Below are 15,151 nucleotides of genomic sequence, written 5' to 3' on the forward strand. Positions count from 1 at the left end.
GCGAAGACCCTCACCCCCGCCCTCTCCCAGAGGGAGGGGGAGTGGCTACTCGCCCAGGTAGGCCTTGCGGATCTCCGGGCTCTCCAGCAGCGCCTTGCCCGGACCCGCCATCACCACCTCGCCCGTCTCCAGCACGTAGCCGTAGTGGGCGAAGTTCAACGCCAGGTGCGCGTTCTGCTCCACCAGCAGGATGCTCACGCCCGCGGCGTTCACGTCCTTCAGGTTGCGGAAGATGGTCTCCGTCACCTGCGGCGCCAGTCCCAGCGAGGGCTCGTCCAGCAGCAGCAGCTTGGGCCGGCTCAGCAGCGCGCGGGCAATGGCCAGCATCTGCTGCTCGCCGCCCGAGAGCGTGCCCGCCAGCTGCTTGCGCCGCTCCTTCAGCTTCGGGAAGAGCCCGTAGCTCTTCTCCATGTCCGCCGCGATGCCGTCCGCGTCGTTGCGCAGGTACGCGCCCAGCTCCAGGTTCTCCAGCACCGTCAGGTTGGGGAAGATGCCCCGGCCCTCGGGCGCGTGCGCCATGCCGCGCGGCACCAGGGTGTGCGCCTTCGCTCCCGTGGTGTCCTCGCCCCCGAAGGAGATGCGCCCGCCCACCGGCTTGAGCATCCCGCTCACCGCCCGCAGCGTGCTCGTCTTCCCCGCTCCGTTGGCGCCGATGAGCGCCACCACCTCGCCCTTGCCCACCTTCAGCGTCACGCCCTTGAGCGCTTGGATGGCCCCGTAGGACACCTTCACCCCGTCCACCGCCAGCAGGGGCGGGAACTCCCGGCGCTCGCCCAGCACCTTCACCTGCGCCTCGCTCACGCCGCGCCTCCGTGCGACTCCAGGTAGCTGTCTCCCAGGTACGCCTCGATGACCTTGCGGTCACTGCGCACCTCGGCCGGCGCACCCCGGGCGATCGTCTCGCCGTGGTCCAGCACCGTGATCTTCTCGCAGATGCCCATCACGAGCTTCATGTCGTGCTCGATGACGAGAATCCCCAGGTCGAACTCGTCCCGGAGCTTGCGGATGAGCACCATCAGGTCCGCCTTCTCGCGCGTGTTCATGCCCGCCGCCGGCTCGTCCAGCAGCAGCACCTTGGGCCGCGTGCCCAGCGCCCGGGCAATCTCCAGCCGCCGCTGCTCGCCGTAGGGCAGGTTGCGCGCCTCCTCGTCGCGCCGGTGCGCCAGCCCCATCACCTCCAGCAGGTGCTCGGCCTGCTGCGTCAGCTCCCGCTCCTCGGCCTGGAAGCCCGGCGTCAGCATCAGCGCCCGCCACCAGTCGCGGTAGTTGCGCATCGCCTCCACGAACTTCGCACCCGCCCCCACGCCCTCCGTGTGCAGCGCCGCCTGGCCCCGGCACGCCACCTTCACGTTGTCCAACGCCGTCAGCGCCCGGAACAGGCGGATGTTCTGGAAGGTGCGCGCCAGTCCCAGGTGGTTGATTTGATGCGGCAGCCGCCCGTTCACCCGCTGCCCGGACACGCGCACCTCGCCCTCGCTGGGCTGGTACACCCCCGTCAGCACGTTGAACGCGGTCGTCTTGCCCGCGCCGTTGGGGCCGATGAGGCCCTGCAGGTCTCCCTTGTGGATGGCGAGATTGAAGTCCGAGAGCGCCTTGAGGCCTCCGAACTGGATGCTCACCCCCACTGCTTCGAGCAGCGGCCCGCTCATCACATCCCCTTCCGGCGGCGAGGAATCCACCGCGGCACGACCTCCCACAGCTCCCTCGTGCCGAACAAGCCCTGCGGGCGCGACAGCATCAGCACCACCAGCATCATGCCGTACACGGGCATGCGGATCTGATCCACCTGCTGCGCCAGGTTGCTCCCGGAGCCGAAGGCGGCGAAGGCCGAGCGCAGCCCCTCGGGCAGCAGCGTGAGGAACACCGCCGCCACGATGGCGCCCGTGGTCGAGCCCAGCCCGCCCAGCACCACCATGACGACGATCTCCATCGACTTCACGAAGGTGAAGGAGCCCGGGTTGATGATGGGCACGAAGTGGGCGAACAGCCCGCCGGCGATGCCCGCGAAGAAGGACGAGATGACGAAGGCGCGCACCTTGTAGCCCGTGGTGTTCACGCCCATGGCCTCGGCGGCCACCTCGTCCTCGCGGATGGCCCAGAGGCTGCGGCCGTGGCTGGAGCCGGCGATGCGGCGCGCCACCAGCACCACCAGGAACACCCAGAAGCCCACCATGGCCACCGAGGACGTCTGGGGGATGCCGCTCAGGCCCAGCGCCCGCCCGAAGGCCTCGGTGTTCGTCACCGCCACGCGGATGATCTCCCCGAAGCCCAGCGTCACGATGGCCAGGTAGTCCCCGCGCAGCCGCAGGCTGGGCAGGCCCACCAGGAAGCCGGCCAGCGCCGCGCAGATGCCGCCCGCCAGCAGCGCCACCACGAGGAACACCTGATCACTCACCGCCACCGGCAGGAAGGAGAGGGCCACGTCCTTGAGCGCCAGCGACGTCACGCCGGCCAGGTAGGCCCCCACCGCCATGAAGCCCGCGTGGCCGATGGAGAACTGGCCCGTCATCCCGTTCACGATGTTGAGGCTCACCGCGAGGATGATGTTCACCGCCATGATGGACAGCAGGTAGGTGGCGAACGGCGAGTTGCTCAGCAGCCACTCCAGGACCAGCAGCACGGGCAGCGCCACCAGCACGGGGAGGATGCCCCGGAGCGAGGCGGGAACCCCGGAGGGGCTCCCGGAACCAGAAGAAACGGCAGCAGCGGTTTGCATGCGCGGCGTCAGACCTTCTCCGCCGCGACCCGGCCGAACAGACCGCCGGGCCGGACGAGCAGCACGAGGATGAGGAAGCCGAAGGCCACCGCGTCACGCCAGGTGCTCGCCGCGTAGCCCACCACGAACTCTTCCACCAGGCCCAGCAGCAGCGCGCCCACCACGGCCCCGGGCACGTTGCCGATGCCGCCGATGACCGCCGCCACGAAGGCCTTCAGGCCCACCATCAGCCCCATCAGCGGGCTCACCGAGGTGTCCTTGATGGCGTACAGCAGGCCGGCTCCCGCCGCCAGCGCGCTGCCGATCATGAACGTCAGCGCGATGACCCGGTCGGTGGGGATGCCCATCAGCGCTGCCACGCGGTGGTCGAAGGAGACCGCCCGCATGGCCCGCCCGAAGCGCGTGCCGTAGACGAGGTACTGCAGGCCCGCCATCAGCCCCACCGCCACCACCAGCGAGATGACCTGCCAGTTCCACAGCACCACGTCCGGGAACTCGGGGTCGCCGATGGTGAACCACTGCGCGGGCTTGATGATCTGCGGGAAGGCGCGCGGCGCCGAGCCCGGCAGGAAGCCGATGTCCAGCTGGAAGCCGTACGAGAGCGTGAACGAGATGCCAATGGCGGTGATGAGCGCGGTGAGCCGCGGCTTCTCGCGCAGGGGCCGGTAGGCGAAGCGCTCGATGAACAGGCCCATGAGCGCACAGCCGCCCATGGCCACCAGGAAGATGAGCAGCACCCCCCAGGCCGAGCTCTGCGCCTCACGGCCCAGGGCGAAGGCCGTCGCGTAGCCCATGTAGACGCCAACCATCATCACGTCGCCATGGGCGAAGTTGATGAGCTTGAGCACGCCGTACACCATCGTGTACCCCAGCGCGACGAGCGCGTAGATGGTACCCGCGGCGATGCCGTTGATGAGGTGCTGGAAGAGCTCGGACATTTACGGAGCGATGGTGGTGACGAACTTGGTCTTGCCGTCGGCGATCTGCAGGATCGCCGCCGACTTCACCGCATTGCGGTTCTTGTCGAGCGTGATGTTGCCCGCCACGCCCGGGAAGTCCTTCGTCTCGGCGATGGCATCGCGCACGGAGGGACCGCTCAGGTCCTTGGAGCGCTCGAGCGCGGCGATGGCCACCTTGGCCGCGTCGTAGCCGAGCGCCGCCAGCGCGTCCGGCACGCCGCCGTACGCCGCCTTGTAGTCCCGGATGAACTTCTGCACCTTCTCGTCCGGGTTCTCCGGCGAGTAGTGGTTGGAGAAGTAGCTCCCGTCCAGCGCGTTGCCGGCCAGCTCGAAGAGCTTCTCGGAGTCCCACCCGTCACCGCCCATCAGCGGCACCGTCAGGCCCAGCTCGCGTGCCTGGCGGGCGATGATGCCCACGTCGTTGTAGTAGCCGGGCACGTAGATGGCCTGCGGCTTCGTCTTCTTGATGGCGGTGAGCTGCGCGCGGAAGTCCGTGTCGCCCTGGGAGTAGCTCTCCGTGGTGACAACCTTGCCGCCCATCTCCGCGAACTTCTGCGTGAACACATCCTTGAGGCCAATGGAGTAGGCGCTCTTGTTGTCCTGGAGGATGGCCACCTGAGTCGCCTTCAGGTTCTCGCGGGCGAACTTCGCCATCACGAAGCCCTGGAAGGGGTCGATGAAGCACACGCGGAAGATGTACTCGCCCTTCTGCGTCACGGAGGGGTTGGTGGAGGACGGGGTAATCATGGGCACCCCGGCCGCCTGGGCCTTCTCGGCCATGGCCAGCGAGTTGGACGAGGCCACCTCGCCCAGGATGAGCACCACCTTGTCCTGGGTGATGAGGCGGGTGACGGCCTGGGCGGCCTCCTCGGGCTTGCCCTGGTCGTCATAGACGCGCACCGCGAGCTTCTTGCCCTTCACGCCCCCGGCCTCGTTGGCCTCCTTGATGGCCAGTTCGATACCGTTGCGGGTGGACACCCCGAAGGTGGCCTGGGCGCCGGTGAGGCTGCCCACCTCGCCGAGTAGGATGGTGTTCGCCTCCGCGGGGGCCGGCCCGGGGGACGCCGGCTGGGTCGCCTGGCCGTTCTGACCTCCCTGAGCGGAGGGCGCGGGCTGGGTCTTCTTCTCGCAACCGGCCGCAAACAGCGCGAACGCGGCGAGGAGCATCGGAGCGAAACGGCGCATGCGGGGGATCTCCTGGGTCGGGGCCACGGAAAAGCCCCGGTTTTCTATGGGGATGCGAAAGAGGGGTCAAGCTCGCAACACCTCGCCAGGACGCCCGCCCGTGGGTTTTCCACCCGGAGTCTCAGCCCCCCTTCCCGCTTGGGGGCTGACGCGAGGGGTCAACTCGAGGGGCCAACGAGCGGCCGAGGCCCTCGCCTCCCCCCTGCCGGAGGGTGTCCCGCCGCCCCCGGGTCTCCACCTTTCAGGAAGACGAACATTTCCAGGAGGCGGACATGTACCAGCGAGGAGACATCAAGGAAGGCATGACGGTCCGCAGCGTGGACGGCCACAAGCTCGGCAAGGTGTACGCCGTGGGCGACATGGAGTTCCACATCGAGAAGGGGCTCTTCTTCCCCAAGGACTACTCCGTCCGGTATTCGGAGATCAGCGAGCTGCGCAACGGGGAGGTCATCCTGGCCCATGGCCGGGACAGCCTCCGGTCGTTCTCCGACGAGGTGCCCTACGGCTCGGACACCATTGCCCAGCGCGAGGGAATCGGGACCGGCCGCGTCACGCACACGGAGGGCACGGACACCGCGTGGCTCAACCAGGGCGAGCGCACGGGGTTGCCCTTCAACGCGCGCCCCGAGGAGCTGCGCACCCAGGACCTCGGGGCGCAGGAGATCGGCCCGTACAACACGGAAGGCGCCCGGGCGAGCCCCATCCTCACGGAGGAGGACCGGGCGCGGGGCATCGGCTACACCGGCAACCGCACGGGCATTCCCCCCGAGGACACGGGCGTGGGCATCCCCATGACCCGTACGACGGTGGACCGGCCCGTCATGCGCGCCGAGGAGGACTCGGCCCGCAGCCGCGCGATGACGGACGAGGAGCTGCTGCACACCCACGACGAGCTCTACGGGGACGGGCAACTGAAGACGCCGGTGCGCCGTGACGACACGGAGGGCACGCGCACGCTGGACTTCAGCGGCGAGACCGACCCGAAGAACAAGCGCGGCCTCTAACCGCCCGAGCGGCCCGGCACGGCGGGGCGCAACCGCGTCTCGCCCGCCGCGGGCATGTTCCCCGAGAGGTGCACGCGCTCCAGGCGCTCGAAGCCGCGCAGGCGCTCGGGGAAGTGCGTGGACATGAGCCGGCCCACGTCCGCCTCGCGCGCCGGAGCACATGCCTCCGCCAGCGCCTCCGCCATCTGGAGCGCGCTGGCGAAGCGGTTGCCCGGCACCTTCGCGAGCGCCACCTCCAGCACCTCCCACAACGGCAGGGCGAGCCCGGCCGGCCGGCTCAGCCGGTCGTCGCAGATGGCGTGCATGGACTCCAGCTCGTCCCCCTTGTCGAAGGCGCGCTTGCCGGTGAAGGCCTCGTAGAGGATGAGGCCCATGGCGAAGAGATCGCTGCGCGCGTCCAGGCGCTCGCCCCGCGCCTGCTCCGGCGACATGTAGAGGGGCTTGCCCTTCACGATGCCCGGCAGCGTCACGGTGCGCTGGGCGCGCGCCTTGGCCACGCCGAAGTCCAGCACCTTCACCCGCCCGTCGAAGCCCACCATCAGGTTGTGCGGAGACAAGTCCCGGTGCACCAGCCGCAGCGGCACGCCGTCCTCGCCCCGCGCCTGGTGCGCCGCGTGCAGCCCCTGCAGCGCCTGCAGCACGATGGCCACCGTCACGTCCGGCGAGGGCCGCGTCGTCTTCAGCAGCCGGTCGAAGTCCACCCCGCGCACCAGCTCCATCACCAGGTAGTAGGCCCCCTGGGACTCGCCGAAGTCGTGGAAGGTGACGAGGTTGGGGTGGCTCAGCCGCAGCCCGATGCGGGCCTCGTCCAGGAACTGCTTCACGATGTCCGGGTCCGAGGCCAGGTGCGGAAGAATCCGCTTGAGCGCCACCAGCCGGCCGAGCCCCTCGGGGCCCCGCGTGCGCGCCACCAGCACCTGCGCCATGCCTCCGGTGCCCAGCGGCGTCACCAGCTCGTAGCGGCCGATGCGCCCGCGCGGGCCCGTCAGCGGATCATCCTCCGGGGCCAGCTCGTCCAGCCGCTCCAGCACCTTGCGGCCATCGGTGAGCGACAGGAAGGCCAGCACCGCGTTGTCCAGCTGATCGGCGATGGCCTCCACCAGCTTCATCACCAGCCAGCCGCCGTCGTCGAAGCGCCCCTCCACCACCAGCCCCAGGGTGCCCAGCTCCAGCCGGCCGAGCGCCAGCGGCGCGCAGAAGAGCATCCGCCCCTCGGACACGGGGTGGGCGCCCTTCCAGGTCGCCGCCTCGAAGACGTCCACGCCGGGCTGGCCGAGCACCCGGGTGAGCACGGGGCCCGCGGTGCCCCGGAGGCTGACGAAGCCCGCCGAGGCGTGTACCAGCCGCGCGCACTGGGTGAGGAAGACATCCACCGCCGCGTCGAGGCTCAGGCCCCGCTCCAGGCAGTCCTCGAGGATGTCATCCGCCATCCGCACCACGGCGTTGAGGCCGCGCAGGAAGGCGACTTCGGCTTCGAGCGAAGGAAATTCCACGAGGCTCACACCGGGAAGGCGGGCCCCGGGAAGGGGCCCGCGGTGAAGCTCAGGAGCCGGACTTCGACTGGTCCGCGTAGAGGGCGTCCGCGATGCGGTAGGCGCTGGTCTCCAGGCGCTGGTAGGCCTCCTTGATGGCGGCGGCATCCATGCCCTTGAACAGCTCCTTGAGGCGCTCCACGTCGGCCTTGATCTCCTCGCGGTCCTTCTCCTGCAGGACGTTGCCGTACTCCTCCAGGCTCTTCTCGGTGGTGTAGATGAGCGAGTCGGCGTTGTTGCGCAGCTCGGCCAGTTCCTTCTTCAGCTTGTCCGTGGACTGGTTGGCCTGGGCGTCGGAGATCATCGCCTGAATCTCCGCCTCGGACAGGCCCGAGTTACCCACCACGCGCACCTGCTGCACCTTGCCGGTACCCAGGTCCTTGGCGCTCACGTGCACGATGCCGTTGGCGTCGATGTCGAAGGAGACCTCGATCTGCGGCACGCCGCGGGGCGCCGGGGGGATGCCCACCAGCTCGAAGCGCGCCAGCGTCTTGTTGTCCACCGCCATCTCGCGCTCGCCCTGCAGCACATGCACGGACACCAGCGGCTGGTTGTCCACCGCGGTGGAGAACACCTGGCCCTTCTTGCAGGGGATGGTGGTGTTCTTGTCGATGATTTTGGTGAAGACGCCGCCAGCCGTCTCCACGCCCAGCGACAGCGGCGTCACGTCCAACAGGAGGACGTCCTTCACCTCGCCCTTGAGCACACCACCCTGGATGGCCGCGCCCACGGCGACGACCTCGTCCGGGTTGATGCCCTTGTGCGGCTCCTTGCCGAAGAACTCCTTCACCTTCTGCTGCACCGCCGGCATGCGCGTCATGCCGCCCACCAGCAGCACTTGGTGGACCTGCGGCGCGGTGATGCCCGCGTCCTTGAGCGCGATGCGGCACGGCTCGATGGAGCGCTCGACGAGGTCCGCCACCAGGGCCTCGAAGGTGCTGCGCTCGACCGTCTCGGTGAGGTGCTTGGGGCCCGTGGCGTCCGCGGTGATGAAGGGGAGGTTCACCTCCGTCTCCGTCGCGCTGGAGAGCTCGTGCTTGGCACGCTCGGCCGCTTCCTTCAGGCGCTGCAGCGCCATGCGGTCCTTGCGCAGATCCAAGCCGTTGTTCTGCTCGGCGAAGCGCTTGGCCAGGAAGTCGATGAGGCGCTGGTCGAAGTCCTCACCGCCCAGGAAGGTGTCGCCGTTGGTGCTCTTGACCTCGAAGACGCCCGAGCTGAGCTCCAGGATGGAGATATCGAACGTGCCACCGCCCAGGTCGTAGACGGCGATGCGCTCGGAGCCCATGTCGCGCACCTTGTCCAGGCCGTAGGCGAGCGCGGCGGCGGTGGGCTCGTTGATGATGCGCAGCACGTTGAGGCCGGCGATGCGGCCGGCGTCCTTGGTGGCCTGGCGCTGGCTGTCGTTGAAGTAGGCCGGGACGGTGATGACCGCCTCGGTGACGGGCTCGCCCAGGTAGTCCTCGGCCGTCTGCTTCATCTTCATGAGCACGATGGCGCTGACTTCCGGCGGGCTGTAGCCCTTGCCGCGGATCTCCACCCAGGCGTCCCCGTTGGGGCTGGGCACCACGCGGAAGGGACTCACGCTGATGGCCTTCTTGGCCTCGGGCGAGTCGAACTTGCGGCCGATGAGCCGCTTGACGGCGAACACCGTGTTCTCCGGATTGGTGATGCCCTGCCGCTTGGCAATCTGGCCCACCAGACGCTCACCGGACTCGGTGAAGCCCACCATGGAGGGCGTGGTACGGCTGCCCTCGCTGTTGGGGATGACCACCGGCTCGCCACCCTCCATGACGGCGACGCACGAGTTCGTCGTCCCCAGATCGATTCCAATCACCTTGCCCATGACGTCCTACTGGCTCCCCGAGGGAGTGGTTCCGGTCTGCTCGGTGGTGATCCCCCCCGTGGGCTCACCCTCCGGCGTCGTTTCTGAAGTTGACTCGGCCGCGGGCGGACTGGCCACGGGCGCGCGCGCCACCACCACCAGCGCGGGCCGCATCAGCCGCTCGTTGAGCGTGTAGCCGCGCACCGCCTCGTAGAGGACATGGCCCGCGGGCACCGCGGCGCTCTCCACCTGCTGCATGGCCTCGTGCAGGCGCGGATCAAAGGGCTGGCCGGCGGCGGAGAAACCCTTCACGCCGTGCTTGCCGAACGCGCTGTCGAAGAGCTTGCGCGTCATCTCCACGCCGGTGCGCAGGCTCTCGAAGTCCGCGGACTTCTGGGCGGCCTCCAGCGCGCGATCCAGGTTGTCCACCACCGGGAGGAAGTCCTTGAGCAGGCGCTCGGAGCCGAACTTCTGGACCTCCTCCTTCTCCTTCTGGGCGCGCTTCTTGTAGTTCTCCAGGTCGGCCGCGGCGCGCAGGGCCCGCTCGTGGCTGTCCTTGAGCCGCTCCATCGTCTCGCGGCTGCGCGACTGGCTGAACTCGAGCTGCTCGCGCGCCTCGTCCCGCTCGCGGCGTGCTTCCTCCAGCTCGCGGCGCGACTGCACCAGCAGCTCGCGCGCCTCGTCCCGCGCGCGGCGCATCTCGCTCAGCTCGCGATGGGACTCGTGCAGCGCGGTGCGCAGCCCGTTGTCGTCAGGGCCCGCGGGAACCTCGGGCTCGGCGACGCAGCCCTCGGGGATCGCCACCTCCATGGTGAGCCCACCCTCGGGGATCTCCATCTCCAGGGTGGTCACGTTCTCGGGGAACTCTTCCTCCTCCTCCATGGGCGGAGGCTGGACGTGACGCTCGACGCTCTCGAGCGCCGCGTCGATGACGTCCTGCGAGATGTTTGTCTGGAAGCTGCTCTTCTCGTCTCGGTTGGAGCCGGCCACGGGCGCACTATGTCACGGGGCGGGGGTTGATCCAACGCCCGGGGCGGCCCGGCGCAGGCCGCCCATGTGCTCCCCCTAGAGGATTCCAGAGCGGATGAATGCCCCTCAGGAGGCCGGACGGGCGGGCTTCTTGCGGCCGAGGGACTTCTTCGTCCCGGTCTTGGCGGCCGCCTTCTTCGCGGGGGCCTTGGTGGCCGCCGTCTTCTTGCGGCCGATGGACTTGGAGCCCGCCTTGGCCGCCGCCTTCTTCGCGGCGGGGGGCTCGGCGGCGGGGGGGGTGGCCGGCGCCGGAGAGGCCGCCTTGCGGGGAGGCGGAGCCGGGGTGGGGGCTGCCTTGGTGCCTTCGATGGCGCCCTCGAGGGTCTCCTCCACCTGACGCACGGCGGACTCGATGCGCTCGGCCACCTGCTTGCCCGCGGTCACGGCGAAGGTGCGCAGGTTCTCGATACCTTCCTTCACCTTGGCCTGCTTGGCGGGGTCCTTCACCTCCACCATCAGCCGCTGCGCCTCGGTCTTGAGCTCCTCGCTGGAGCGCTTGAGTTCCTCACCCGTGCGCTTGAGGAAGTGCATCAGCTGCTTGTCCCATTTCTCGGCCATCGGTCTCTTCTCCCTCACGGACAGTGCGAGCCGCCTGGCACCCGGCCGGGCAGGCTATAGTGCGCGCCCATCCGGCGAGCGCAGGCCACCGCATCAGACTGCACCCCCGCCCGGAGCGCAAAGCAATCTTCACCCCTGGAGAGACGGATGAGAGCAGTCTTGATTGCCGTGGCAGCCCTGCTGGCGGTGCCGGCCCTGGCCCAGAACAACAAGAGCAAGGCGGAGGACACCACCAAGGTCAAGATGGAGGCCCCGCCCCCCGCCCAGGCCGAGTCCTTCCGGGGGCCCCCGGGCGGCGGCGGCGGCGGCCCGAACACCCCGGGCTATCCCAGCCCGGGCCCCTCGGGCACCCCGGTGGTGGTGGACCGCGAGGCGCTGATGCGGCAGCTGGCCGGCATCAACGAGAAGCTCGCCCAGGCCACCGGCCAGGCGAGGAAGGACAAGCAGCTGCAGCGGCTGCTCGACGACGCTCGCGCCGAGCTCAAGGAGGTGGGCCGGCAGGTGACCAATGCCCCCCTGGCGCGCATGGAGCCGTCGCGGCCCCCTCCCCCGCCGCCGCAGCCCACGGTGCAGCCCATCACCGAGGGCATGCTGCGCTCGCTGGTGTCGGCCATCCGCAACGAGCCCTTCGCGGATGACCAGCTGGCGGTGCTGGAGCAGGCCGTGCCCACCCAGTACTTCCTGGTGGCCCAGGCCCAGCAGCTCCTCCGCGTCTTCTCCTTCTCCAGTGACCGGGTGAAGGCCATGCGCCTGCTGCGCCCGCGCCTGCTGGACCTGGAGAACGGCTTCAAGCTGTACGAGTCCTTCGACCACTCCAGCGACAAGGACGAGCTCAAGCGCATCCTGGCCGCGCAGACCCCGTAGGCCGTGTCACGCTTCTGTGCCGGCCCCCCGGCACGCTAGAGTCGGGCTCCCCCCGGGGCCGCACAGGCCTCGAGTCCGGAGCCCGACTCCCATGCCGTTCGCCCGCCTGCTGGGGACGCTCGCCGTCCTCGCCCTCCTCGGTGCCTGCCCCGGGCCTACGCCCGCTGGGAACGAGCCCCTCCAGTTGCCCGACCTGGAGCAGTTGGAGACCACCGAAGGCGTTCCCTTCGAGGTGAGTCTCGCCGCCACCGGGGGCACGCCGCCGCTGCGGCACTCGCTGGAGAAGCTGCCGCCTGGCCTCTTCTTCTCCACCGGCGATGGCGTGCTGAAGGGCACGGCCAGCATACCGGGCACGTACTCCTTCACGGAGCAGGTCAAGGACGCGGCGGGCGCCGTGGAGGCCCGGACGTACCGGCTGCTCGTCCACCCCACTCCGGCCATCACCACCACCTCACTGCCCCTCGCCACCCAGGGGGAGACGTACGCCGTGCAGCTCGAGGCCAGCGGAGGCCAGGCGCCCCTGCGCTGGACGCTGGTGGGCGGGGCACTGCCCACGGGGCTCTCGCTGGGCGAGGACGGCCTGCTCACGGGTGTACCGCGGGAGTCGGGCTCCTACTCCCCCACCGTGCGCGCGCAGGACGTCCACGGCGCCCAGGCCTCGCGCATGCTCGGGCTGGTGGTCCGCCCGGGCACGCTCGACGGCGGGGCTGACGGCGGGGGCGGGGGTGATGGCGGGACGGATGGAGGCACCCCCCTGGCCTTCAGCGCGGCCAACTGGAACCTCGAGTGGTTCGGCTACGCGAGCGACGGCCCCACGGATGATGCCTTGCAGCTCGAGAACGTGAAGACGGTCGTCAGCACGACGGGCGCGGACTTCTGGGGCCTGCAGGAGCTGGTGGACGCCGCGGAGTTCGACGCGCTGAAACAACTGCCCGGCTACGACGGCTTCATGGCCAATGATCCACGCGTCGTGTCCGGAGCTTCCTACTACTCGGTCAGCGAGCAGAAGGTGGGCATCCTCTTCCGCTCGGACGTGGTCAGCGTGCTGGACGCGCGGATCATCCTCACCTCGAGCAACTACGACTTCGGCACGCGGCCGCCCTTGCAGGTGAAGCTGCGCATCACGCGCAACGGCACGAGCGTGGACCTGGTGGCCATCGTGCTGCACATGAAGGCGCTCAGCGACACGGACTCCTACAACCGCCGCAAGAACGCGGCGCTGGCGCTCAAGGGCTACCTGGATGCACTGCCGGAGGACACACGCTTCATCGTGCTCGGCGACTGGAACGATGACGTGGACGTCTCCATCACCCGGGACTCCACCAGCGGCACCAACCTGCCCACGCCGTACCAGAACTTCCTGGATGACCCGGCGGACTACTCCTTCCTCACCCAGCCCCTGTCCCTCACCAACGTGCGCAGCACGGTGAGCAACAGCCAGTTCATCGACCACCAGCTCGTCAGCAACGAGCTGCGGGCGAGCTACGTGAGCAACTCCGCCCAAGCCCTGCGGCCGGACGCCTATATCTCCCAGTACAAGAGCACCACCTCGGACCACTACCCGGTGCTCAGCCGCTTCACGTTCAACGTGGCGCCCCCGCCGCCTCCGCCCCTGCGGGTCACCTCGCCCAACGGCGGCGAGCAGCTCGCGTCGAGCACCGTGCAGACCGTCACCTGGACGGCGGACGGCGTCAGCACGGTGCTGCTCGAGCTCTCGCTGGACAACGGCGCGACGTGGCAGGTGCTGGCCCCGAGTGTCCCGGCGTCCAGCGGGCAGTACACGTGGACGGTGCCTCCTGTCGCGGCGACGACGGCACAGGCGCGCGTGCGGGTGAGCGACGCCTCGGCCCCGGCGACATCCGACCAGAGCGACACGGCGTTCACCGTGTCCTGGCCCCCGCCGGTGTTCATCAACGAGTACCTGCCGCACGAGCCTCCCGTGCCCGGTGGGACCGCGCGGGACTTCGCGCAACAGTTCGTGGAGGTGGTGAATGGCTCCACCACGAGCACGGTGGACCTCGGCGGCTGGCTGGTGAACGACCTCAGCGCCTACACCGGTACCTCGCCCCGGCACACCTTCGCCGCGGGCACCCTGCTCGGACCGGGCAAGTCCGTCGTCGTCTACTCGGGCGCCTCCACCATCCCCGCGGGAGCGACGAACGCGGTGGCGGCCTCGAGTGGCGGGCTTTTCTTCAACAAGGGCACCAACAACGGCGGCAGCGGCGACGACGTCTACCTGCAAAACGGCGCGAAGCAGGTCGTGGACAGCACCCGCTACACCGAGTCCACCGAGGCCGTCTCGTACAACCGGAGCCCGGATGCGACCCCCACCGGAGCCTTCGGGTTGCACAACCTGCTGAACCCGTCGCTCGGCTCCTCGCCGGGCAGGCGGGTGGATGGGAGCAACTTCTAGCCGGTGGTTCGAGGAGCGAGCCGCCAGCCAGGCGCTCCGTGAGATGCGCCGCCTCGTGTGCCTACCTTCCGAAGGGATGCACCGCACCGCCGGACAGTGGCTCCGGCGCTCCGGTGGGGGAGGGAGGACCGATGGTGAACGGAATTGGCCGGAAGGCCGCGGAGCTGAAGCACCAGGGTGACCGTCTCGGGGCGAAGGCGCTGCACCACCCGTGGATGGTGCCACTGGCCCGCCTGGGCTACCTGGCCAAGGGCGTGGTGTACGCGGTGATTGGGGTGCTCGCGCTCCAGGTCGCCTTCGGCTCCGGCGGAAAGACGACCGATACCAAGGGGGCGCTGGCCACGCTGGCGCAGGGCTCCTGGAGCAAGGCGCTGCTGGCGGTGGTGGCGGTGGGGCTGGTGGGCTACGTCCTCTGGCGCGTGGTGCAGGCCTGGATGGACCCGGACGGCAAGGGCACCGGCGCGAAGGGGCTGCTCCTGCGAGGCTTCTACCTGGTGAGTGCCGCCATCCACGCGTTCCTCGCCCTGGCCGCCTTCCGCCTGGTGTTGGGAACCGGAGGCGCCGGCACCAGTGGAGACCAGAGCGCCCGGTCCTGGACGGCCCGGCTGATGTCGCAGCCCTTCGGACAGGCCCTGGTCGCCATCTTGGGCCTCGTCATCGCCGGCATGGGCGTATGGCAGGTGTACAAGGCCTGGAAGGAGAAGTTCCGCAAGAAGCTGCGGCTGGACGGGCTGCGGCCCCCGCAGGCGGAGTGGGCGGTGCGGATCTCCAAGCTGGGCATCCTCGCGCGCGGAGCGGTGTTCGTGCTGATCGGCGGCTTCCTCGTCCAGGCGGCGCTCACCGCCAATCCCCGGCGGGCCCGAGGACTGGACGGAGCCCTGGAGGCGCTCGCGGCCCAGCCTCATGGAGCGGTGCTGCTGGCGCTGGCCGCCGCGGGGCTCGTGGCCTACGCCGTCTACATGGCCGTCGAGGCCCGGTACCGGCGCTTCCTCGGTGCCTAGCCGCCCCTTCCGCATGGGGCCGCGCGGGATGGAATTCCCCAGGTGACCGGCATATGAGTCACCCGCGA

Annotated in this window: 13 protein-coding genes; 4 read left to right on the forward strand and 9 right to left on the reverse strand. The window is 69.6% G+C overall.

What is annotated here, in order from left to right:
* Positions 1–45: 45 nt before the first annotated feature.
* Genes NR798_RS42010 through NR798_RS42030 form a run of 5 tightly spaced genes read right to left on the reverse strand, consistent with a single transcriptional unit; the run spans position 46 to position 4,860 of the window.
* Positions 46–801, reverse strand: coding sequence for an ABC transporter ATP-binding protein (locus tag NR798_RS42010; RefSeq protein ID WP_375768222.1), 756 nt, complete (start codon positions 799–801; stop codon positions 46–48).
* Complete coding sequence (locus NR798_RS42015; protein WP_375768223.1) at positions 798–1,649, reverse strand: ABC transporter ATP-binding protein; 852 nt, start codon at positions 1,647–1,649, stop codon at positions 798–800. The genes NR798_RS42010 and NR798_RS42015 overlap by 4 nt, the downstream gene beginning before the upstream one ends.
* Complete coding sequence (locus tag NR798_RS42020) at positions 1,649–2,716, reverse strand: branched-chain amino acid ABC transporter permease (protein WP_375768224.1); 1,068 nt, start codon at positions 2,714–2,716, stop codon at positions 1,649–1,651. The genes NR798_RS42015 and NR798_RS42020 overlap by 1 nt, the downstream gene beginning before the upstream one ends.
* 8 nt (positions 2,717–2,724) lie before the next feature.
* On the reverse strand, positions 2,725–3,654 hold the full coding sequence (locus NR798_RS42025) for a branched-chain amino acid ABC transporter permease (protein ID WP_375768225.1): 930 nt from the start codon (positions 3,652–3,654) through the stop codon (positions 2,725–2,727).
* On the reverse strand, positions 3,655–4,860 hold the full coding sequence (locus NR798_RS42030; protein WP_375768226.1) for an ABC transporter substrate-binding protein: 1,206 nt from the start codon (positions 4,858–4,860) through the stop codon (positions 3,655–3,657).
* Between the two features lie 272 nt (positions 4,861–5,132).
* On the opposite strand from NR798_RS42030, the gene NR798_RS42035 reads away from it, so the two are divergent.
* A complete protein-coding gene (locus NR798_RS42035) occupies positions 5,133–5,864 on the forward strand; it encodes a hypothetical protein (RefSeq protein ID WP_375768227.1) in 732 nt (243 codons plus the stop codon).
* Here NR798_RS42035 and NR798_RS42040 read toward each other — a convergent pair.
* The 4 genes from NR798_RS42040 to NR798_RS42055 form a co-directional block, all read right to left on the reverse strand.
* Positions 5,861–7,357, reverse strand: a complete 1,497-nt coding sequence (locus tag NR798_RS42040; RefSeq protein ID WP_375768228.1) for a serine/threonine-protein kinase — start codon at positions 7,355–7,357, stop codon at positions 5,861–5,863. The genes NR798_RS42035 and NR798_RS42040 overlap by 4 nt on opposite strands.
* A gap of 49 nt (positions 7,358–7,406) precedes the next feature.
* A complete protein-coding gene (gene dnaK, locus NR798_RS42045) occupies positions 7,407–9,239 on the reverse strand; it encodes a molecular chaperone DnaK (RefSeq protein ID WP_375768229.1) in 1,833 nt (610 codons plus the stop codon).
* Positions 9,240–9,245: 6 nt separating this feature from the next.
* Complete coding sequence (gene grpE, locus NR798_RS42050) at positions 9,246–10,208, reverse strand: nucleotide exchange factor GrpE (protein ID WP_375768230.1); 963 nt, start codon at positions 10,206–10,208, stop codon at positions 9,246–9,248.
* A gap of 105 nt (positions 10,209–10,313) precedes the next feature.
* Entirely contained in the window at positions 10,314–10,805 is a 492-nt protein-coding gene (locus tag NR798_RS42055; protein ID WP_375768231.1) for a transcriptional regulator, read from the reverse strand.
* 147 nt (positions 10,806–10,952) lie between these two features.
* On the opposite strand from NR798_RS42055, the gene NR798_RS42060 reads away from it, so the two are divergent.
* The 3 genes from NR798_RS42060 (at position 10,953) to NR798_RS42070 (ending at position 15,083) form a co-directional block, all read left to right on the forward strand.
* A complete protein-coding gene (locus NR798_RS42060) occupies positions 10,953–11,669 on the forward strand; it encodes a DUF4476 domain-containing protein (protein ID WP_375768232.1) in 717 nt (238 codons plus the stop codon).
* Between the two features lie 91 nt (positions 11,670–11,760).
* Positions 11,761–14,082: a putative Ig domain-containing protein gene (locus NR798_RS42065; protein ID WP_375768233.1), complete on the forward strand. Its 2,322-nt coding sequence runs from the start codon at positions 11,761–11,763 to the stop codon at positions 14,080–14,082.
* 131 nt (positions 14,083–14,213) lie between these two features.
* The gene (locus NR798_RS42070) at positions 14,214–15,083 is read left to right on the forward strand and encodes a DUF1206 domain-containing protein (protein ID WP_375768234.1); all 870 of its coding nucleotides are present in this window, start codon (positions 14,214–14,216) and stop codon (positions 15,081–15,083) included.
* The last annotated feature ends 68 nt before the right edge of the window (positions 15,084–15,151 follow it).

The organism is Archangium gephyra, from assembly GCF_042230915.1.
GTDB classification, from domain to species: domain Bacteria; phylum Myxococcota; class Myxococcia; order Myxococcales; family Myxococcaceae; genus Archangium; species Archangium gephyra_B.

Bases quoted from the DNA above. Each gene is read 5' to 3' on its own strand.
- NR798_RS42025 (WP_375768225.1), bottom strand. From the start codon at position 3,654: ATGTCCGAGCTCTTCCAGCACCTCATCAACGGCATCGCCGCGGGTACC.
- NR798_RS42055 (WP_375768231.1), bottom strand. From the start codon at position 10,805: ATGGCCGAGAAATGGGACAAGCAGCTGATGCACTTCCTCAAGCGCACG.
- NR798_RS42065 (WP_375768233.1), top strand. From the start codon at position 11,761: ATGCCGTTCGCCCGCCTGCTGGGGACGCTCGCCGTCCTCGCCCTCCTC.
- NR798_RS42060 (WP_375768232.1), top strand. From the start codon at position 10,953: ATGAGAGCAGTCTTGATTGCCGTGGCAGCCCTGCTGGCGGTGCCGGCC.
- NR798_RS42020 (WP_375768224.1), bottom strand. From the start codon at position 2,716: ATGCAAACCGCTGCTGCCGTTTCTTCTGGTTCCGGGAGCCCCTCCGGG.
- NR798_RS42030 (WP_375768226.1), bottom strand. From the start codon at position 4,860: ATGCGCCGTTTCGCTCCGATGCTCCTCGCCGCGTTCGCGCTGTTTGCG.
- NR798_RS42015 (WP_375768223.1), bottom strand. From the start codon at position 1,649: ATGAGCGGGCCGCTGCTCGAAGCAGTGGGGGTGAGCATCCAGTTCGGA.
- dnaK (WP_375768229.1), bottom strand. From the start codon at position 9,239: ATGGGCAAGGTGATTGGAATCGATCTGGGGACGACGAACTCGTGCGTC.
- NR798_RS42070 (WP_375768234.1), top strand. From the start codon at position 14,214: ATGGTGAACGGAATTGGCCGGAAGGCCGCGGAGCTGAAGCACCAGGGT.
- NR798_RS42035 (WP_375768227.1), top strand. From the start codon at position 5,133: ATGTACCAGCGAGGAGACATCAAGGAAGGCATGACGGTCCGCAGCGTG.